This window comes from Nocardia yamanashiensis (genome assembly GCF_021183565.1).
GTDB lineage: Bacteria > Actinomycetota > Actinomycetes > Mycobacteriales > Mycobacteriaceae > Nocardia > Nocardia yamanashiensis.
This window is the reverse complement of record NZ_CP089226.1, coordinates 2,616,893-2,633,720: the sequence shown is the minus strand read 5'-3', so window position 1 is coordinate 2,633,720 and position 16,828 is coordinate 2,616,893. Positions and strand designations below refer to the sequence as shown.

22 protein-coding genes and 1 pseudogene are annotated in these 16,828 nt (G+C 66.4%); 11 read left to right on the top strand and 12 right to left on the bottom strand.

Translation table 11 applies throughout. The features are described from left to right. Positions 1 to 94: 94 nt before the first annotated feature. The 5 genes and pseudogenes from LTV02_RS12795 to LTV02_RS12770 form a co-directional block, all read right to left on the bottom strand. Positions 95 to 898, bottom strand: coding sequence for a maleylpyruvate isomerase family mycothiol-dependent enzyme (locus LTV02_RS12795; protein WP_332909596.1), 804 nt, complete (start codon positions 896 to 898; stop codon positions 95 to 97). 29 nt (positions 899 to 927) lie between these two features. Then, positions 928 to 1,371 (bottom strand): hypothetical protein, encoded by a 444-nt coding sequence (locus LTV02_RS12790; RefSeq protein ID WP_233040212.1) that lies wholly within the window; start codon positions 1,369 to 1,371, stop codon positions 928 to 930. 233 nt (positions 1,372 to 1,604) lie between these two features. Beyond that, positions 1,605 to 2,378, bottom strand: a complete 774-nt coding sequence (locus LTV02_RS12785) for a methyltransferase domain-containing protein (RefSeq protein WP_233040211.1) — start codon at positions 2,376 to 2,378, stop codon at positions 1,605 to 1,607. A gap of 133 nt (positions 2,379 to 2,511) precedes the next feature. Beyond that, positions 2,512 to 3,054 (bottom strand): annotated as a pseudogene (locus tag LTV02_RS39485) (DUF6879 family protein). A gap of 122 nt (positions 3,055 to 3,176) precedes the next feature. Beyond that, the gene (locus tag LTV02_RS12770; protein WP_233040208.1) at positions 3,177 to 3,692 is read right to left on the bottom strand and encodes a hypothetical protein; all 516 of its coding nucleotides are present in this window, start codon (positions 3,690 to 3,692) and stop codon (positions 3,177 to 3,179) included. Between the two features lie 218 nt (positions 3,693 to 3,910). Here LTV02_RS12770 and LTV02_RS12765 point away from each other — a divergent pair, with 218 nt between their 5' ends. The 3 genes from LTV02_RS12765 to LTV02_RS12755 are packed head-to-tail and all read left to right on the top strand — an operon-like array spanning position 3,911 to position 5,614. Further along, entirely contained in the window at positions 3,911 to 4,237 is a 327-nt protein-coding gene (locus tag LTV02_RS12765) for a hypothetical protein (RefSeq protein ID WP_233040207.1), read from the top strand. Further along, positions 4,221 to 4,757, top strand: a complete 537-nt coding sequence (locus tag LTV02_RS39480) for a DUF6879 family protein (protein WP_332909577.1) — start codon at positions 4,221 to 4,223, stop codon at positions 4,755 to 4,757. The genes LTV02_RS12765 and LTV02_RS39480 overlap by 17 nt, the downstream gene beginning before the upstream one ends. Continuing rightward, positions 4,754 to 5,614, top strand: a complete 861-nt coding sequence (locus LTV02_RS12755) for a helix-turn-helix domain-containing protein (RefSeq protein WP_233040205.1) — start codon at positions 4,754 to 4,756, stop codon at positions 5,612 to 5,614. The genes LTV02_RS39480 and LTV02_RS12755 overlap by 4 nt, the downstream gene beginning before the upstream one ends. On the opposite strand, the gene LTV02_RS12750 is transcribed toward LTV02_RS12755, so the two are convergent. Further along, complete coding sequence (locus LTV02_RS12750; protein ID WP_233040204.1) at positions 5,605 to 6,750, bottom strand: PucR family transcriptional regulator; 1,146 nt, start codon at positions 6,748 to 6,750, stop codon at positions 5,605 to 5,607. The two genes, LTV02_RS12755 and LTV02_RS12750, sit on opposite strands and share 10 nt — an antisense overlap. 141 nt (positions 6,751 to 6,891) lie before the next feature. Between LTV02_RS12750 and LTV02_RS12745 the strand changes: the two genes are divergently transcribed. The 3 genes from LTV02_RS12745 to LTV02_RS12735 all read left to right on the top strand — a co-directional run bounded on the left by LTV02_RS12745 (position 6,892) and on the right by LTV02_RS12735 (position 9,777). Next, positions 6,892 to 8,436: an acyl-CoA synthetase gene (locus tag LTV02_RS12745; protein WP_233040203.1), complete on the top strand. Its 1,545-nt coding sequence runs from the start codon at positions 6,892 to 6,894 to the stop codon at positions 8,434 to 8,436. Positions 8,437 to 8,486: 50 nt separating this feature from the next. Then, positions 8,487 to 9,056, top strand: coding sequence for a G/U mismatch-specific DNA glycosylase (gene mug / locus LTV02_RS12740; protein WP_233040202.1), 570 nt, complete (start codon positions 8,487 to 8,489; stop codon positions 9,054 to 9,056). Positions 9,057 to 9,171: 115 nt separating this feature from the next. Continuing rightward, positions 9,172 to 9,777, top strand: coding sequence for a DUF1345 domain-containing protein (locus tag LTV02_RS12735; RefSeq protein ID WP_233040201.1), 606 nt, complete (start codon positions 9,172 to 9,174; stop codon positions 9,775 to 9,777). Positions 9,778 to 9,807: 30 nt separating this feature from the next. Here LTV02_RS12735 and LTV02_RS12730 read toward each other — a convergent pair whose 3' ends face one another. Next, positions 9,808 to 10,599 carry an ATP-binding protein gene (locus LTV02_RS12730; protein WP_233040200.1) on the bottom strand — a complete coding sequence of 264 codons (792 nt, stop codon included), beginning with the start codon at positions 10,597 to 10,599 and terminating at the stop codon, positions 9,808 to 9,810. A gap of 287 nt (positions 10,600 to 10,886) precedes the next feature. Here LTV02_RS12730 and LTV02_RS12725 point away from each other — a divergent pair, with 287 nt between their 5' ends. Next, complete coding sequence (locus LTV02_RS12725) at positions 10,887 to 11,849, top strand: ferritin-like domain-containing protein (protein WP_233040199.1); 963 nt, start codon at positions 10,887 to 10,889, stop codon at positions 11,847 to 11,849. 158 nt (positions 11,850 to 12,007) lie between these two features. Here the strand turns inward: LTV02_RS12725 and LTV02_RS12720 are convergent, their stop codons facing one another. Further along, complete coding sequence (locus LTV02_RS12720) at positions 12,008 to 12,457, bottom strand: SRPBCC family protein (RefSeq protein ID WP_233040198.1); 450 nt, start codon at positions 12,455 to 12,457, stop codon at positions 12,008 to 12,010. 295 nt (positions 12,458 to 12,752) lie between these two features. On the opposite strand from LTV02_RS12720, the gene LTV02_RS12715 reads away from it, so the two are divergent. The 4 genes from LTV02_RS12715 to LTV02_RS39605 all read left to right on the top strand — a co-directional run bounded on the left by LTV02_RS12715 (position 12,753) and on the right by LTV02_RS39605 (position 14,777). Further along, positions 12,753 to 13,451, top strand: a complete 699-nt coding sequence (locus LTV02_RS12715; protein ID WP_408639357.1) for a PAS and ANTAR domain-containing protein — start codon at positions 12,753 to 12,755, stop codon at positions 13,449 to 13,451. 136 nt (positions 13,452 to 13,587) lie between these two features. Continuing rightward, a complete protein-coding gene (locus LTV02_RS12710; protein WP_233040197.1) occupies positions 13,588 to 14,013 on the top strand; it encodes an Hsp20/alpha crystallin family protein in 426 nt (141 codons plus the stop codon). A gap of 184 nt (positions 14,014 to 14,197) precedes the next feature. Then, positions 14,198 to 14,443, top strand: a complete 246-nt coding sequence (locus tag LTV02_RS12705) for a hypothetical protein (protein ID WP_233040196.1) — start codon at positions 14,198 to 14,200, stop codon at positions 14,441 to 14,443. A 43-nt stretch (positions 14,444 to 14,486) separates the two neighbouring features. Beyond that, the gene (locus tag LTV02_RS39605; protein WP_408639356.1) at positions 14,487 to 14,777 is read left to right on the top strand and encodes a cold-shock protein; all 291 of its coding nucleotides are present in this window, start codon (positions 14,487 to 14,489) and stop codon (positions 14,775 to 14,777) included. Between the two features lie 25 nt (positions 14,778 to 14,802). Here the strand turns inward: LTV02_RS39605 and LTV02_RS12695 are convergent, their stop codons facing one another. The 4 genes from LTV02_RS12695 to LTV02_RS12680 form a co-directional block, all read right to left on the bottom strand. Then, positions 14,803 to 15,153 carry a hypothetical protein gene (locus tag LTV02_RS12695; RefSeq protein ID WP_233040195.1) on the bottom strand — a complete coding sequence of 117 codons (351 nt, stop codon included), beginning with the start codon at positions 15,151 to 15,153 and terminating at the stop codon, positions 14,803 to 14,805. Between the two features lie 208 nt (positions 15,154 to 15,361). Next, complete coding sequence (locus LTV02_RS12690; RefSeq protein ID WP_233040194.1) at positions 15,362 to 15,871, bottom strand: flavin reductase family protein; 510 nt, start codon at positions 15,869 to 15,871, stop codon at positions 15,362 to 15,364. A 144-nt stretch (positions 15,872 to 16,015) separates the two neighbouring features. Further along, entirely contained in the window at positions 16,016 to 16,285 is a 270-nt protein-coding gene (locus LTV02_RS12685; protein ID WP_067720848.1) for a GlsB/YeaQ/YmgE family stress response membrane protein, read from the bottom strand. Between the two features lie 109 nt (positions 16,286 to 16,394). Next, on the bottom strand, positions 16,395 to 16,718 hold the full coding sequence (locus LTV02_RS12680; RefSeq protein ID WP_233040193.1) for a hypothetical protein: 324 nt from the start codon (positions 16,716 to 16,718) through the stop codon (positions 16,395 to 16,397). Positions 16,719 to 16,828: the final 110 nt, after the last annotated feature.

The window sequence follows — 16,828 nt, the reverse complement described above, 5'->3', positions numbered from 1 at the left end:
ATACCGGATGCGATGAGTCCATCAGGCCAGTCTGCCCGTTGGCGTGATGGGCTGGTCGATGGTGCCCGTGTTCAGGCTGCCTGGGGTGTGTCTGTCAGCCGCTGACGTGGGCGGTGTGGTCGAGCCAATGCCGGGCGAGATCGATATCGCCGTTGATTTCGATGCCCCCCACTTGCTGTGCGGGGAGGGGAAGCCGGCGGGTCAGGATCAGCAGTAGCGACTGGGCCGGGCCGCTCACCGTCACATCGGCAGGTCGGATTGCGTGCTGCCATGCCGGCTTGTCGGGCCGGCGCTCGATGAACCAGGCACCGGTGTCGTCACCGATGTCGATGGCCCGCCACTGCAAGGTCTGACCGGTACCGCGGAGAGCGTGCGCGGATGCGGGCCGCTGCATTTCCCATGTGGGCGAAGTGAGCATCGCCAGATGATTGGTGACGAGCGCGGCCGCGATGCCGGCATCGATGTCGGTGGCCCGGTTCGCCGCAGCGGCGGCGTCGAAGCCGTGGACGACAGCCTCGTTGAGGAGGCTGGAAAGCCAGAATCGCGTCCCGGAACGCTCGTCGGCGGCGGGGTTGAACACCGGTGTATCGAGCGCGTCATCCGAGCATGCGCTCGTCACCCGACGAGCGGAATTCGCCAGCCAGTCTTGCCATTCGCGAGGGTCGGCGGGCAGGGGGACCATCTCCGTAGGCAATCGGCCGGGGTCGGTGATCCGGCGCTCGACCATTTCCGCGACCCAATGCTGGGTCTGGCCCACATGCTCGACCAGATCGGCGATGGTCCACTTCGGGGCCGTCGGCACGGCGGCCTCAGGTCCCGCCGCGGCAGCCGACTCCGCCAGGCGCTCGGTGTGTTCGGCGATCGCTTGCCGGGCGTCTTCCGCGTTCAGCTCAACCATCGAATCGCCTTCCCTGAGTGCCGTCGAGATCAGCGGATGCGCTTCTCGCAGTCCTCGAAGTCCGTGCCGGTGCTGAAGCAGTCGTAGAGACCACTCTGTATGTCGCCGCTGGTAGGCGGCTCGCCGCACAGGATTCCGCAGCGCTGGTAGTTCGGTACGAACGAGCCATCCGGCCAGCGGCATGCTTGTTCGTCGCAGGTGTATTGCCTGGCGTTCGGGTCGCTGGGGATCGGATCGCGGCTGTAGGACCACACGAAGGCATCCGTGCGCTGGACTTGGGTGCAGTACACGGTGCGCCCATTGGGAAGCTGGTCGACGGCGCCGTGGTCGGTGCAGTACCGGTTCAGCTGAGCAGCAGGGGATGCCGCGGCGGGAGCAGCCGACAAGGCAGGCAACAATGCCGAGGACAAGAGCACAAGCGTCGATGCCGCGAACAGTCTCGTGCCGATCGAGGTTCGGGCTGGTCGACGCATCGAAGTACTCCTTGACGTGCTACCTATCGTGAGGCTGAACCGATGAGCGGATCGAGCCTCACGCCGAGCCCCCATCACCCTGCTGCATCGTCAATTCACGCTACAGCCGTGCTTGAAAGATCGTCCAGAGGAATGGTGTTCGTTTCTCCGAACGCCCGTTCCACGACCGATTCGATAACCGATCCGGCGGCCGATCGAATCACCCTGCGCGACGGTTGCCGCCCGCGGCGACGCTACTTCTGTGCACCCACGTAGGTGACCATGCCGATGTGCCGAGTCGTGGTGATGGTTAGCCCATTTCGGGTCAGCGCCGCCGCGAGCTGCGCACGACCGACGAACGTGACACCCGAGACCGCCCGCACGACATTCGAGCTGCGCACGACCATGCCCAGCGGCCCCGGCCCCGCCGTCGGCGCCATGATCGCGATGTGCCCGCCGGGCCGCACCACGCGGGCGAGCTCGCTCACCGCCCGCAGGGGATCGGGCATCAGGAACAGTGCGAGGAAACAGCTCGCAGAGTCGAAAGTACCATCAGCGAACGGCAATTCGAGCGCGTCACCGCGCAGATAAGCCACATTCGGACTGCGCGAACCCGCCACCGCCTGCGCCAGCATGGTGGGCGAGAGGTCCAAACCCACCGCCAGCCCCTCGGAGCCGACGACATCCCCGTACCAGTCAGTGAAATTGCCGGGGCCGCAGGCGACATCGAGTACCTTGTCGCCGACCTCGAGATCCAGAAGATCGCGAGCGAGCGCACGCTCGGAAGCCACCGACCGCCCCAGCATCAGCCGCGTACCCAACGCGCGCCACGGCCGATAGATCAGCGGATACAAGGTCGATTGCATGATGCTCTGGCCGATTCCGGATGCCCGGTTCTCGCTGCCCAGCAGATTCACATAGCCGGCCGAGATATCGAACTCGCCCGTGATGTGAGCGCGATCGCGATCGATCAGCTTCGCCAGCTTCTGTACGGCGTGCCCCGACTGATGGTGTGTGGTGTGCGGCATGAGACCTCCTTGTCCCCTCGACACTGTATATCGTCTCAGACAGTTCTGCGCGCTGGTGTCTGCTATCTGTGTGCCCCGCCCGGTGATCATCGAAGCGCTCGGAGCCTGGTCCGAGAGCTCCGCCGTTGTTCCTCTACTGCGCTGGTCGTCCTGGATGGAGGGCAACGTACTCGGCGTAGGGCACAGCCGCCGACCAGACGTAGTCCCGAACCTCCTGGCAGTAGGCAGCGATCCGCGGGTCTTCCGTGACGACCGAGCCGGCGATCCGACCGGAGGGCATGAACAATGTGAAGGTGACCGTTTGATCGTCCAGCAGCCACCAATCGAAATCGGTGAGTCGAGTCGCGTCAACCAGATGCCTTGGCACATAACCGATCTGCTCGCCGACCTCTGCATTGAGCCGCGCGACTTCCAACTCCTACCGGATGTAGTCGGTGTGCGGCTCGGTTACAACCCGAACACGGCGCATAGCCGCTCCCCGGGCCGTCAGATCCCGGACCGTCCCCAACCATCCTTGAAACCAACCGTAATCATCGCCGGGTCCGCCTTCGAGCCAATTGCGAAAGGCCTCGTTCTCCCCAGGTGAGTCGTAGCTGTCCTTCAGTTCGAGGTGGAACGCTTCGCGCTCACTGGCACCGATCAGCTGCGTATGGGCACGGCTGTCAAGAAGCTGCATCGTGGAACGTCCTTTCGACCTTCGGTATCCGCACGGCTGCCTCGTTTGGGCTATCGAGACTGTGGAGCGGGGAGTTCGATGTTTGCGCCGGTACTCAATGCGCATCAGCGACAGTGCTGGTGTCAAGCCCCACCGGCCCGCGCGGGTGGAAGGTTCCGGAGCGGCGGCATCGCCCGGCGGGCGTACGTGGCTTCGGGACTCGCGGTGATCACATCGAGCTGCTGCACCAGAGAGCCCGGAATCTCGCTGTCTTCGAAGTGTTCTGGGCTCGGCACGATGACCGCTTCGGCATCCAGGCGTGTTGCTTGCGATTTCAGACGAGCCAACGGCGGCCGACCTGTGTTCGGGTCGTAGAGGATGACGGCAGCCAGGTCATACCCATACCGTTCGGCAAGTCTGCGGATCTGGCTCTCGTCCCAAAGTTGGGCGATGCCGGACACGTCGGTCCGCAGATATCCGAGACATGTTGGTCGCCAGCGCATTACATCCCTCTGTTGGTGGTTAACCGGTCCGGTGCTGCCGTGAATTTCCAGGTAGAAGCCTTGGTATCCGTCGCCCTCATCTTCGTAGGACTGAAGCTCGAGTGTTCCTCCTGGAAAGGCGAACAGTCGCGAACGGTTCCCTTCGTGGTCGTTCATGTGCGCCCCTCATTTCGCGGGTGAGGTATCCGTGGCCGAGACGACTGCGACCGCCTCCAGACGCCATGAACCGACGCTACGAACGGGACGACGTTCGTGGCTATTGGTTTGCAGTGTTTTGCAGCAAACTTGGCAAAACATTCCCACCGGAGCACTGCTGATGGATCATTGGAGGTGTCGAAAGCTCAAGTGGCAGAACGTTAGTTAGGGGAGCGGCGATGCGGTTGACGTTTTTGGGTAGGGGTGGCTCGGACGTCGGAGAGTGCCCGACCTTGTACGCGACAGATCAGGGGTCGTATGTGATCGTCGGATGGGGGACAAGGGATGCGGAAACGATCGAAATACCGCATCTCCTCCTGGGATTCGCGGAGCCGGACACGTTCATCGGCACACAGCTGACCGATACCGGCAGGGGCACGTTCACGCTCACCGGCCGCCCGATTACGGAACCCGATACGCTCTCGCAGATGACCCTCCATCCCCACGAAACCGCAGTCGAAGCACCCAAGGTGGGAAGGACCTTTTACGGTGCTGCTGAGGTCTAGGGACGAACCAGGGCTTTGGCCCAGTCTGTTCGCCGCATGCCGGCATTCGGCGTTCCACCTCGAACAGCGAGACAGCTATGCGGTGCCCGAGGAAGCCGAGCGGATACGGCGCTACCTCTCAGGGGAGGAGGCCGCGCCTGCGCCGAGCAGGGAATGGCCTGATCTCATTCGAGAGGCCACCGGTAGAGGTGTGGCAGTCTCCAGGGTCCGGGTGGTAACTGTGCCGCACACGGAGTATCACCGCTGGCTTCTCTCGGTCACCAAGGTCCGCGTGGACGACGGCGAGGACATCCGCTACCTGCCCCGTCATCTCGCAGGCGAAGTGCCTCCGGATGATTGGTGGCTCATGGATGCGGAACGGGTGGCGTACAACCTGATCAACGCGGATGGAACGCCGGCCGGGTTGGCGGTGACGACCGATCCGAGGATCGCGGCCTACTGTGCGGAAGTCAGGCAGCGACTCTGGAAGTCGGCCATCCCGTACGCCGACTACATCGAAAGCGAGTTCGCCCGCCAGTGACCGACAGCGTGTACGACGCGCGGGAGGCTCTCGGAGCACGTCTTCGGGAGCTTCGCCGCGCTTCGGGGCTTACCGGGCGCCGACTCGCCGAGCTATCGGGCTGGCACGAGTCGAAAGTGTCCAAGCTCGAGTCGGCGATCACCAAGCCCAACGACGCCGATCTACAGGCGTACTGCGAGCACACAGGCAACCTCGATCAACTTCCGGACCTGCTGGCTACCCGCCACCACATCGACGCCGCATACGTCGAGTGGAGGCGGGTTCTCAGCACGGGGTTGAAGCGCCGGCAGCAGAAGTCGCTCCGAATCGAAGCCGAGGCCGCGCACATTCGCGTCTATCAGCCGCAGATCGTTCCAGGGCTCCTGCAGACTCCGGAGTACGCCGAGGCGAAGCTCAAAGCTGGAATAGACTTTTATCGGATACCGAACGACCTGGCCGAGGGTGTGGCCAAGCGAATGGAGCGCCAGCAGATCCTCTACAAGCGTGATCACCGGTTCCACTTCATCATTGCGGAGCAAGCCTTGTACGGGACCGTCGGCGGTGATGATGTAATGATCGGGCAGCTCGACAGGCTGGTCGCGGCGATCGGGCTACCTAGAGTGACCATCGGCATCGTGCCCGCCATGGCTGAGATGCTTGTGGTTTCCAGCAATTTCGCGATGTACGACGATCGTCTGGTGATGGTCGAGGGAACAGCTGCAGAGCTGACTATCACCCAACCTCGGGAGCTCGCCATCTACGGCCGCGCGTTCGATACCTTGGCCAGTCAGGCGGTCACCGGAAAGGCCGCGAGAGCCTTGATCTATGAAGCAATGAGCAGGCGAAATGCATTACGCGAGGCGGACACTCAGTCGTGATGCATTGCGCGGCGGTATTGGATCGCCCACCAGATCTGGAGGGCGGTGCCGGCGGAGCGGAGGTTGGTGGTGGTGAGTTCTTCGAAGCGGGACAGGCGGTAGCGGACGGTGTTGGGGTGGACTACCAGGCGCTCGGCGGTGGTGTCTACGCGCATGCCGGTGTCGAGGAAGCAGGCGGTGGTGGTGATGAGGGTTTGGGCGGTTTCGGTGTGGCCCAGGGGGTCGAGGTAGCGGCGGGCCAACTCGGCGCCTAGGTCGGTGTCGGCGGCGATGGCGGGGAGGAGGCCGACGTGGTCCAGGTCCAGGGGGCCGGGGAGGTCGAAGAGTTGGGCGGTGGTGAGGATGCGGGTGGCGAGGCGGAAGGAGCGGTCGAGGTCGGCGAGGCGGGTTGGCGGGCCGTAGGCGATGGGGTCGGGGGTTTCGGTGCGTCTGGTGATTTCCACAAAGCCTGCGAGGTCGCCGTCGATGGTGGTGGTGAAGGGGCGGGACTGTGGTGTCGATCGACTTTTGCGTTGTGACACAACGGGTGTGGGTTCATCGGCCGGGATGCGGGCGCGGTAGGCGCAGTACTCGCCTTCGGGGTCGAGTTCGAATTGCTGGGCTCGAACCTGGAGATCGGCGGGGCTGAGCGTGCCGAGCAGGAGTGCGCGGGTGAAGTCCGCGCGGAACTGTTCGTCATTGCGTGCCAGGGCGATTTCCACCTCGCGGTGCCCGGCGCTGTAGGCGATGGTGGCTTGGTCGACGAGGTCGAGCAGGTCGGTGGTCATGTCGAGCAGCAGCCGGTCGGCGGCTTTGGCGGCGCGGGCTGCTGCGGTGAGTTCGGCGAGTATCTCGCGTATGGCGATGCGCCAGCCGTTCTGGATTTCGGCGAGTGAAATTCCCTGGTGCGCTCTGGTTTCCCCGAACTCCCGGAGGGCGGCGAGGTCGTCGGGAGTGAGCGGGTGCGCGTCGAGCAGTGCGTGGGCGAGGCGAGTCAGGATTGTCTCGGTACTGCGCGCGATGGTCGTGGCGGACAGCTCGGCATAGCCGGGTATTTCGGCGCGGGCGCGGGTGACGACCCGGGTGGTCACCTCGGGCAGGCGGTCCAGTACCCGGCCGATCATCCGCTGTTTCGCGGTGGGGCGGTGGGCGCTCATGGTGTGCCGACAGTACGTCCGGGAGATTGGAGAAATCAACAAGATCCGGTGGGGGAGTTCGACGCTGTTTCCATGGCGCAGGTCACATCGGCCCGCGAATACTCATGACACCGACCACCGTTGTTCGACGAAGGATTCTCGATGTACCTGACGCAGGGGTTGCACCGCGCCGCCCAGCAGAACCCCGACGGCGTGATGACCATCTGCGGTGAACGCAGCCGCACCAACCGGGAAGTCTTCGAACGAGTGGGCCGGTTGGCCGGCGCGCTGCGCGGGCTGGGCGTAGGTGCGGGGGATCGGGTGGCGATGTTGTCGCTGAACTCCGACCGCTTCCACGAATACCTCCTCGCGGTGCCGTGGGCCGACGCGGTGCTCAACCCGGTGAACATTCGCTGGAGCGCGCCCGAAATCGCCTACAGTCTGGCCGATTCCGACAGCCGCGTACTCCTGGTGGACGACGTGTTCGCGGCCGTGGTGCCCGCGCTGCGCGAGCACTTCCCGGGACTGGCCACGGTGATCCACTGCGGCGACGGCCCGACGCCCGAAGGCATGGAGTCCTACGAGGCGCTGATCGCGGCGGCCGACCCGGTCGAAGATGCCCGGCGCGGCGGTGATGCGCTCGCAGGGATCTTCTACACCGGCGGCACCACCGGATTCCCCAAGGGCGTCATGCTCAGCCACGCCAACCTGGCGACCTCGGCGCTCGGCGGTGTCGCGACCGGGTACCTGATGGCGCCGGGCGCGGTGTTCCTGCACGCCGCCCCCATGTTCCATCTGGCGGATCTGGCCGGTTGGCTGGGCGTGCTCATGATGGGCGGCACGCACGTGATGATCCCCGCCTTCGATCCGGTCGCGACCCTGAACGCGATCGAGCAGCACCGGGTTTCCTCCAGCGTGCTGGTGCCGGTGATGATCCAGCTGCTGGTCGATCATCCGCGCGCCGGCGAATTCGACCTGTCCAGCCTCGAACACGTCATGTACGGCGCGTCACCGATCGCCGAGGCGGTACTGCAACGAGCCATGCGATTGTTCCCGCACGCCGGGTTCGTCCAGGCGTACGGCCAGACCGAGGCCGCGCCGATCATCACCCTGCTCAGCCCGGGCGATCATCGCGATGGACGCCTGCGTGCGGCCGGAAAAGCCGCGCCGCACAGCGAGATCCGAATCCTCGACCCGGACGGCCACACCCTGCCGAACGGCACGGTCGGCGAGGTCGTGACACGCGGCGGCCACGTGATGCTCGGCTACTGGAACAAACCCGAGGAGACCGCCGCGACCCTGCGCGCGGGCTGGCTGCACACCGGGGACGGCGGCTTCCTCGACGACGAGGGCTACCTGTACATCGTGGACCGGCTCAAGGACATGATCGTCTCCGGCGGTGAGAACGTCTACTCCGCCGAAGTGGAGAACGCCCTGGCCGCCCATCCGGCGATCGCCGCCGTCGCGGTCATCGGCGTGCCCGACGCCGAATGGGGCGAACGAGTGCACGCGGTCGTCACCTGCGTCCCCGGGCAGACCGTGACCCTGGAGCAGGCGCGTGAGCACACCAAACAGCTCATCGCCGCCTACAAAGCGCCCCGCAGCCTCGAAATCCTCGACGCCATGCCCGTCTCGGGAGCCGGGAAGATCCTCAAACGCGAGCTGCGAGAAAAGCATTGGGGTGCGCACGCGCGCCTGGTCAACTGACCCCGGCCACCAGGTTCGGGGAGATCGGGACGGTGTGATCTGCTGAGGGAATGCACTCCTGCTCCCCGTCCCGGCCCTCACCCGCGGATCTGGCCGCGGCGCAGGACAAAACCATTCCCGATGTGATCGGTCCCGGCCTGCGCGTGCTGTTCTGTGGCATCAACCCGGGCCTGTGGTCCGGGGCCACCGGACAGCATTTCGCTCGTCCGGGCAATCGGTTCTGGCCCGCCCTGCACAGGTCCGGCTTCACGCCCCGCCAACTGCGCCCCGACGAACAGCGGGAGATGCTCGAGCTGGGCTTGGGCATCACCAATGTGGCCGCACGCACGACCGCCAAAGCCGACCAACTGACCGCGGACGAACTGCGCACCGGCGGACTCGCCCTGGTCGAACGCGTCGAGCGTTACCGGCCGCAGGTGCTGGCCGTACTCGGTATCGGCGCCTACCGCACGGCCTTCGGTCGCCCGCGCACCACGATCGGCCCTCAGCCCGAGCGGATCGGCGACTCCGCCATCTGGGTGCTGCCCAACCCCAGCGGGCTCAACGCCCACTACACCCTCGATGCCCTCGCCTCGGAATTCCGCACGCTGCGCGAGGCACTCGACGCGGGTGCGATCTGATCCAGGCTCGATCCCGCCCGTACGGCCGACCCGCCGCTACCGGATCGCGTCGGCCCGCAGCGGTAACGTCTGACAGGGATCCGAGCATCGACATGGCTCGTCGAAGGAGCGGGCAGTGCGAAAACTGTTGTGGGCGTTGGAACTGATCCTCGCGATTCTCGGCGTCGCCTGGCTGACGCTGTTCCTGCGCGACGAGCCGGTGACCGCGCCGCTGCTCGCCTGGAACATCGTCGCGGTCGTCTACATGGCCGCGGGCTGGACGGTCCTGCGCCGCGAACTGCCCGCACAGCCGGTGGACGATATCGCCGAACTGAGCAGTCCCCGCTGGTACACCCAGTTCTTCGCGGTCCTGGTCAGCTGTTTCGGCCTGGCCGGCGGCCTCATCGTCGGCACCGCCCGCGACGACGTCCACGCCGACGGTCTCCTGCAAGGCTTGGCCGCCGCGACGATCGTGCTGTCGTGGTTCCTGCTGCACTCCGCGTTCGCCCAGATCTACGCGCGCGAGAACACCGCCGAAGGCGGCCTGGACTTCCCGAACTGCCCGCTGCCCCAGTTCACCGAATTCTTCTACTTCGCGATCACCATCGGCACCTCGTTCGCCGTCTCCGACGTCACGGTCACCACGCGCTCCATGCGCCGGCGAGTCATCGTGCACAGCATCGTCAGCTTCTTCTTCAACGCCGCACTCATCGCGATCGCCATCGACTGGATCAAGAGCTGATTCGTCGCCCGGCGCGGGACCGCGTGCGCGCTATTGCCGCGGGCGGGCGTGAGTGGGCAGGACCGCCCACACGACCTTGCCCGTGGGCCGGCGCGGTGAACAGCCCCACCGGCGCGCCAGGCGGCTCACCGTGTGCAGGCCCAAATGCCTTGGGATGGCGTGTACCCCGGGCCTGCGGGTGCTGTCGGCAGCGGGTTCGCGCAGTATCGCCTCGCGCGGGTCCTCGTCTTCCACGGCGATGGCGAACAGCCCGTTGTACAGCTCCAGCCGCACGGTCAGATCGGCATCGCCACGACTGTGAAGGCAGGCGTTCTCGACGAATTCGGTGACGATCAAATGGGCGTCGACCCGCACTTCCGGAGTGCTCCAGCGCTCACAGATCTCGGTGACGAACCGGCGCGCGTCCTGCCCGGCGCTGGGCCGGCGGGCCACGGTGAGGTGGGTGCGGCGTCGGCGCGGGTCGTCCACGGCGGCGGTGGCATCGCGCACACCGGCGTACACGGGTATGAACCGGCTGATTGCGCTGGCGTGCAAGCATTCTCGCACCAGGGCGGACTCCGACACGATCATGATCGGGACGGCCGGCCAGTCCTCGCCCCGCATCCACGCGCGGCTGAACGCGGTCAACAAGGCCTCGGAGGCGATATGCAAATCGTCGATGACGACAATGACCGCGCGGGGCCCTTCGACGGTGAATTTCACCAGATCGTCGGTGAAGCGCCGGTAGCTGCTGGTGTCGAGGCGGCCGTGCGCGGTGACGACCGCGCACCCGTCGCTGGCGGCGTGGCTCCATCGGACCTCGGTGTCCACGGATTCACTCATTCTGCCCGCAGCGCTCCTTTCGCCTGGGATAGCCGCGGCAACCGTTTGCCAGGTCTGCGCAGCGCGGGTCGATCAACAATTCGCGAAGCCGGCCTCCAGTCTACTCGCGGCGCGCGCACGGCCGAATTCGAAACACACGCGATAAGTTGTATCCGGCATGGGTATCGACGGAATTCGCAATCGAAATCGATTGCAGCACTTTGTTTTCGATCGGCAACTCCGGGTAGTGCGAGGGACGGTGCATCGTTGCGCCGACCAATCGAACCCTGACGAAGGACGAGATACCCATGAGCACACGCGACACCACAACCCTGCTGACGCAGCTGCGGGCGGTCCGCGATCTGACCAATACCGAGATTCAGATCGCCGAGACCCGGATCGCGCAGGCGCGGACGGAGGCAGTGCGCCGCGAGCTGTCCGAGAACGCCGAGAACGGGCGCGCCCGCGTCGAGGCCATCGAATCCGCCATTCGCGAGCTGGGCGGCGTACCGGCGGTGGTCGGCCCGTTCCTGGGCCGCGTCCTGGCCATGTTCAAGGCGCTGGGCGAGCAGACCAGGCCTTTCGAGGAAGCGCTGCTCGGCGACCTGTCGCTCGAGCACCAGCTGCTCGACCGGTCCCGCTATATCAAGGCCCTCGCCGAGGACGCGAAGCTCTCCAGCGTCGTCACCTTGGCCGACGGACTGATCAAGGCGCACACCGCGACGGTGAACTGGCTGACCACGGTGCTGGCCGAAGACGCCCTGGGCGGCCCGGCCGCCTTGCGCCGCACTCCGCTGCAGGTCGCGACCGGAACGGCCATCAAGGTGGCCAATATTCCGGCCTCCTTGTCCGCACGCGGCATCGACCGGGTGCTCGACACCTTCCGGTCCGCGCCGCCGGCGCTGGAAGAACTGCTGGCCCGCGGCGCGCACGCCAGGGAGGTCGCGGCCAAGACCTTCAGCGCCTCCCGTGACGCCGCCCTGCAGACCGCCGAGCAGGTCGCCCGCCGTGAAGGAGCCGCCGGCACCGCCGACGCACTGCGCTCGGTCCGCACCGCGACCGGGGTGCTCGAGCCCGGTGAACTGCCGATCCGCGATTACGACGACCTCAACGTCTCCCAGACCGTCGCGGCCGTCAAGGAATTGGACTCGCCCTCCGAGCTGCGCGCGGTTCTCGCCTACGAGGAAGCGCACAAGAACCGGCAGGGCGTCGTCTCGGCCACGCAGACCCGTCTCGCGGCGATCGCTCCGGAGCTGACCGGCCTGAATTGACCTGCGGCGCAATGAGATCGACCGATGGACGCCGCCCGTCCGGGAACGCGGCCGCTGCGGCCCGCTCCCGGCGGGCGTCGGCCCCAGCCAGTCCGCTGTTTCGGACCGCCTACCCGAGCCCGGGCCACGGAAACGCGAACGGCGCGGCAAGAATTCGGTCAGCTGGACTGCTGGCGACCGGTGATGATCGCGGCCAAGCGGCGCAACGATTCCCGGTTGCGCGGCACGAGCATCGCATCCTGCAGCAACCCCGGCATGAGCGCGACCGGCCCGCGGTGCGCCCGTTCGGCGATCCGTATCGTGGTGCGGCCCGCCGACTCCTCATCCAGCGTCAACCAGATGCGAGCCGTACCCGCGGGCCACACGGCGGCCTCCAATTCGATGCTGCGCGGCGGATCCACCGCGACCACCGTCGTCGAGTCCTCGACCGTCAACGGCCACAACCCCACGCTGTGATGAATGCGAGTGCCGACCCGCGGCCAGCCCTCGTCAACCCCGCGAATATGCGAGGCCCCCACCACCCACAACGCAAACAGCCAACCGTCGGCTATCACCTCGAACGCCTGTTCGATCGGCACCGGCACCGTGATCTGCGGTTCAGCGACCATCACACGTCCTCTCGCCGACACGGCTGTTGCTGGCCGGTCTTAATTCATTTGCTGTCGTAATTCCCAGGGTGCCACGGGGCGGTCAGCGATTCGTCGTATGCCCTGCCTCGCAGCACAGCGACGCCCATACGGTCGGCTTACCCATTAGTTGCCGATCCAGCGGCTATCCCGAGTCAAGGCTTCGTTCGGATCGCGTCGACGGAGCGATCCCCATCGGGCGCCACCCGCGGGCCGAGTTGCGATCCACGGGCCGCCGGATGTGCGACGTGGCTTCCGGCGCGGGAGGCGCGCGTAAATGGGTGCTGACAGGGACAATTCGGTGGTGAATGCAACTGCTGAGCCGGGCGATCCGGTGTCATCATCCGGCGAGCCGGGGCCGAGCCCGCGCACGGGTAGTTTCCGGTTCTGGTTCGCTACTCAGCGGTGGGAATGGTCGCCGGAGCTCTACCGCATGCACGGCTACCATCCCGGCGAGGTCGAGCCGACGACGGAATTGCTGCTGTCGCACAAACATCCGGACGACCGTGCGCACGTGGCCGAGGCGATCACCCGCTCGATCACCGACGGCGAGCCGTTCTCGAGCCGGCACCGATTCATCGACACGCGTGGCCGCGAGCATCAGGTGATGGTGGTGGCCGACCGGATCAGCCGTGACGACGGCGCCCCGGCCGGGACGAGCGGCTACTACATCGATCTGTCCGACACCCTGGCCGAGACCGAGCGCGAGACCCTCGACCGGCTGCTGCCCGGAATGATCGAGGCGCGCGCGGTGATCGAGCAGGCCAAGGGGGTGCTGATGCGGCTCTATCGCATCGATGCCGAGCAGGCGTTCAAAGTGCTGGTGTGGCGCTCACAGGAGACCAACGTCAAACTGCGGGACCTGGCCACGGCGCTGATCGCCGAGCTACCCGCCGTGCCGCCGCCCGCGCCGGGTGTCGTGGCGGCGTTCGACCACATCCTGCTCACCGTGCACGAACGCATCCCGCGCGGCTGAGCTGTCCGGCCGGAAGATTATCTTTCGAACCCACTTGCACTCGACTATGCCGAGTGCTAAAAATTATCTATGTCAGATGACAGAGGTTATCTGAGTCTCCTACGAACGAGAATGGAGTGAGCTGGAGGTGGCGACCATGCTGATGCGTACCGATCCCTTCCGTGATCTGGATCGTTTGACCCAGCAGGTCTTCGGGACCCCCGCGCGGCCCGCCGCGATGCCGATGGATGCCTGGCGCGAGGGTGACGAGTTCTTCGTCGAGTTCGACCTGCCCGGCATCGACCCCGACTCCCTCGACCTGGATGTCGAGCGCAATGTGGTGACCGTCAAAGCCGCACGGCCGCAACTGGATCAGAGCCGGTCGATGATCGCGGCCGAACGCACCCGCGGAGTCTTCTCCCGTCAGCTGTTCCTGGGCGAGAACCTCGATACCGACGCCATCCGCGCCGACTACCGCGACGGCGTGCTGCGGCTGGTCGTCCCCGTCGCGGAGAAGGCCAAGCCGCGCAAGATCGAGATCAACCGCGCCGACGGCCACGACCGTCAGGCCATCAACGCCTGATCCGGAAGCGGCCCTCGGCCCGACCGAAGAGAGGTGATGCCTGTCGAACATCCCTCGCAGCAGACATTTCTCACAACCTCGTCCCCCTCGGGTGAGCCCGCTCAGCGCAAGGCTTGCGGGCTCACCCGGCCCTCTTCTTCCGATCCCTTCCCGCACTGCCCCCATGGTGAGAGAGGAGACCGTGATGAGCACCGTCATTCCCGTCGGCAGCGACTTCGATCGCGCGGACCGGCAGACCTTCGTCGACGACCGCGACCACGACCTCGGCCTGGACATCGCAGCCCTGCACCCCTCCGGCGAGAGCGACTGGGCCGGTTGGGATTCCGCCGATATCGCCGACCGCATCGACCAGAACTGGATCACCCCTCGCCCCCGCGACTACGACCACACCGATGCCGATGATGACGACGACTACTGCCTCGCCTACTGACCCCGCCACACCCACGTGCCCGCCGCGCTGGCGCCGCGCCCACGTGTCCTGGTTCGACACCGCCAAAGGCTTCGGCTTCCTCACCCCCGCCGCCGGCGGCCCCGCCGTCTTCGTCGACTACATCACCATCGACGTCCCCGGCTACAAAACCCTCGCCCCCGGCCAGCCCGTCGCCTACCTCGCCACCGACACCGATCGCGGCCCCGAAGCCACCCGCGTCATCCCCGACCCATCCCCAACCCTGGGATGCCACCACACGGCAGGTACCACCCGCCTACGGCGGTCACGCTGGACCGCCCGCCGACTACCCGGGCGGGATGTATTCGGGCAGTGAGGTTGTGAAGGAGCCGCCACACCCGTCAGCTGTCGGCGTCGGCCGCCAGACGCGCGGCAGCGGCCGCCGCACGGTCGGCATCCGCCGCGTGTCGATGGTCGGCGGCGGCTTGCCGGTGGTCGACACCGATGCGCTCGTCGCTCGCCGCTGCGTTGTCATGAACTTTTGCGGCACGTTCGTGGACGGCGGCGGCGCGCTCGTGAGCTGCGGCCGCCCTGAGGTGGGCCGCGCGTGAGCTCGCTCGGGACTGCTGTGCTCGTGCGGCCGCGACCGCCGCGTCGGCCGCGGTGACGGGCTGGCCGGCGGCCAGTTGCTCGCGGCGTCGCGCGAGCTCTCGGGCGCGGGCCTCGGCGCGGTCGGCAGCGGGCTTGGCCATCTTCAAAGCCTAAACGTCTCGGCCGTCGGCCCGGATCGGTTGCCGGGCATGCGTCTCGGGCGTTCTGATTGGGCGCGGTTGTTTGGGGCTATTCGACGAAGACCGGGCGGGTTAAGAAAGCAGCTCGGTCGGTTTGAGGGACGTGGTCGGGGCGTTCGCCGCCGAGGGCGCGCCGCGCCTCGGCCATGCCGCTGGCGACACACCGGTCCTAGTCGGCCGCGTGGCCCGGGGTCAGGCTCGCTACGGCGTGATAGCGCAAGGGAGCCGGTGGGCGCTTGCGCAGGTGGGCGGCTGTGGGGGACAGCAGGAAGCCGACGTGGTCGCCGAAGTCGTCGGTGCGGGTGATTCTGCCGGTGAACCAGCCTGTGGCGCCGGTGAGGATCGGCAGCAGGTGGGGGCCCTCCTCCCATTCGCAGTGGTCGAATTTGTCTATCTCCGAGCCGGTTTCGCTGCCGAAGAGTTCGGCGAGGGGGAGTGCGGTGGTGCCGAGGAGATGTACGGCCAGGTGGGTCGCGTGCCGGGCGATCTCGTAGGTGCGGTTGGCCTTGGACAGGCAGGCCAGGAAGACGCGGGGTTCGATGCTGACCTGGGTCGCGAAGCCGACGAGGCAGCCTGCGCGTTGATCGCCCGCGGCGACGGTGACCACCCACATCGGGGTGTCCGCTTGGGCGACGACGGCGTCGAATACCGCGCTGATCCCTACCGCTTCATCCGCCATCGGCACTCCCGTTTCTCGAGGGTCCACATGAATCGGTCGATTTTCAGGGTAGGGGTGATTGGGCGAACGGGCCGGGTGTGAAACCCGGCCCGCTCTCGCAAGGCGGTCAGGACCGCCGTGGCTGTGCTCCCGTGGCGGGACGGTTCAGACTCGTCGCCGTCCGGTGGCCAAGCCGACCAGGAACAGCAAGATGACGGCTCCCGCGAGACAGGTCAGGAAGCTGAAGATCAGGCCGCCGCCTTCGACGTCCACGCCGAACAGGCGCAACAGGAATCCGCCGATCAAACCGCCGATCACGCCGACCACGATGTTCAGCAGGATGCCCTGCTGAGCGTCGGTGCCCATGAACTTGCTGGCGATCCAGCCGGCAAGTCCGCCGATCACGATCCAGCCGATAATCCCTAGTCCGAGCATGGCTCCTCCTTCGAGTGCGCGGCACCGTCGCCCGGTGCCTCCGCCGGTGCCTTACCCCGGCAAATCGGTGCTAATCCGGCAAGCGTGATGCCGCCGGCTGTGGGAAGGGTCAATGTCCCTGTCGGATCTCCGGATCGGCATTCCTGCCGCGATGCCGGCGTCGCCATTCCAGGAAGAGCAGCACTGCGCCCGCGATGAACAGCACCGCGCACGCGACCCCGCCGACAACGGCCCATCCTCCGAATCCGTAGCCCGCGGAGACCAGGGCCAAGGCGAGGGCGACGATGCTCAGTCCCAGCAGGGTGAGTCCCGCCACGTTGGTGCCGTCTTCGATTCCTTCGCCCGCATGCCGCTTCGGGGTTCCCCGACCCCAGCGTGAACCGGCACGATTCCGGCCCGCGGTACCGCGCGGCGTAGTTCCGTGGTTCGCCATCGACAACTCCTTCGCACCAGGTCCCCCTGTCGGTCCGGTACTACCCCGAGACCGATTGCCGAATCGTCCCGATTGACTGGATCGGTAGCGGGTAGATCGAGGCAGTCAGC

Bases quoted from the DNA above. Each gene is read 5' to 3' on its own strand.
- LTV02_RS12725 (WP_233040199.1), top strand. From the start codon at position 10,887: ATGAGCACACGCGACACCACAACCCTGCTGACGCAGCTGCGGGCGGTC.
- LTV02_RS12795 (WP_332909596.1), bottom strand. From the start codon at position 898: ATGGTTGAGCTGAACGCGGAAGACGCCCGGCAAGCGATCGCCGAACAC.
- LTV02_RS12685 (WP_067720848.1), bottom strand. From the start codon at position 16,285: ATGCTCGGACTAGGGATTATCGGCTGGATCGTGATCGGCGGACTTGCC.
- LTV02_RS12680 (WP_233040193.1), bottom strand. From the start codon at position 16,718: ATGGCGAACCACGGAACTACGCCGCGCGGTACCGCGGGCCGGAATCGT.
- LTV02_RS12715 (WP_408639357.1), top strand. From the start codon at position 12,753: ATGGGTGCTGACAGGGACAATTCGGTGGTGAATGCAACTGCTGAGCCG.
- LTV02_RS12730 (WP_233040200.1), bottom strand. From the start codon at position 10,599: ATGAGTGAATCCGTGGACACCGAGGTCCGATGGAGCCACGCCGCCAGC.
- LTV02_RS12720 (WP_233040198.1), bottom strand. From the start codon at position 12,457: ATGGTCGCTGAACCGCAGATCACGGTGCCGGTGCCGATCGAACAGGCG.
- LTV02_RS12705 (WP_233040196.1), top strand. From the start codon at position 14,198: ATGAGCACCGTCATTCCCGTCGGCAGCGACTTCGATCGCGCGGACCGG.
- LTV02_RS12785 (WP_233040211.1), bottom strand. From the start codon at position 2,378: ATGCCGCACACCACACACCATCAGTCGGGGCACGCCGTACAGAAGCTG.
- LTV02_RS12695 (WP_233040195.1), bottom strand. From the start codon at position 15,153: ATGGCCAAGCCCGCTGCCGACCGCGCCGAGGCCCGCGCCCGAGAGCTC.
- LTV02_RS12710 (WP_233040197.1), top strand. From the start codon at position 13,588: ATGCTGATGCGTACCGATCCCTTCCGTGATCTGGATCGTTTGACCCAG.
- LTV02_RS12770 (WP_233040208.1), bottom strand. From the start codon at position 3,692: ATGAACGACCACGAAGGGAACCGTTCGCGACTGTTCGCCTTTCCAGGA.
- mug (WP_233040202.1), top strand. From the start codon at position 8,487: ATGCACTCCTGCTCCCCGTCCCGGCCCTCACCCGCGGATCTGGCCGCG.
- LTV02_RS12750 (WP_233040204.1), bottom strand. From the start codon at position 6,750: ATGAGCGCCCACCGCCCCACCGCGAAACAGCGGATGATCGGCCGGGTA.
- LTV02_RS12690 (WP_233040194.1), bottom strand. From the start codon at position 15,871: ATGGCGGATGAAGCGGTAGGGATCAGCGCGGTATTCGACGCCGTCGTC.
- LTV02_RS12765 (WP_233040207.1), top strand. From the start codon at position 3,911: ATGCGGTTGACGTTTTTGGGTAGGGGTGGCTCGGACGTCGGAGAGTGC.
- LTV02_RS12745 (WP_233040203.1), top strand. From the start codon at position 6,892: ATGTACCTGACGCAGGGGTTGCACCGCGCCGCCCAGCAGAACCCCGAC.
- LTV02_RS12790 (WP_233040212.1), bottom strand. From the start codon at position 1,371: ATGCGTCGACCAGCCCGAACCTCGATCGGCACGAGACTGTTCGCGGCA.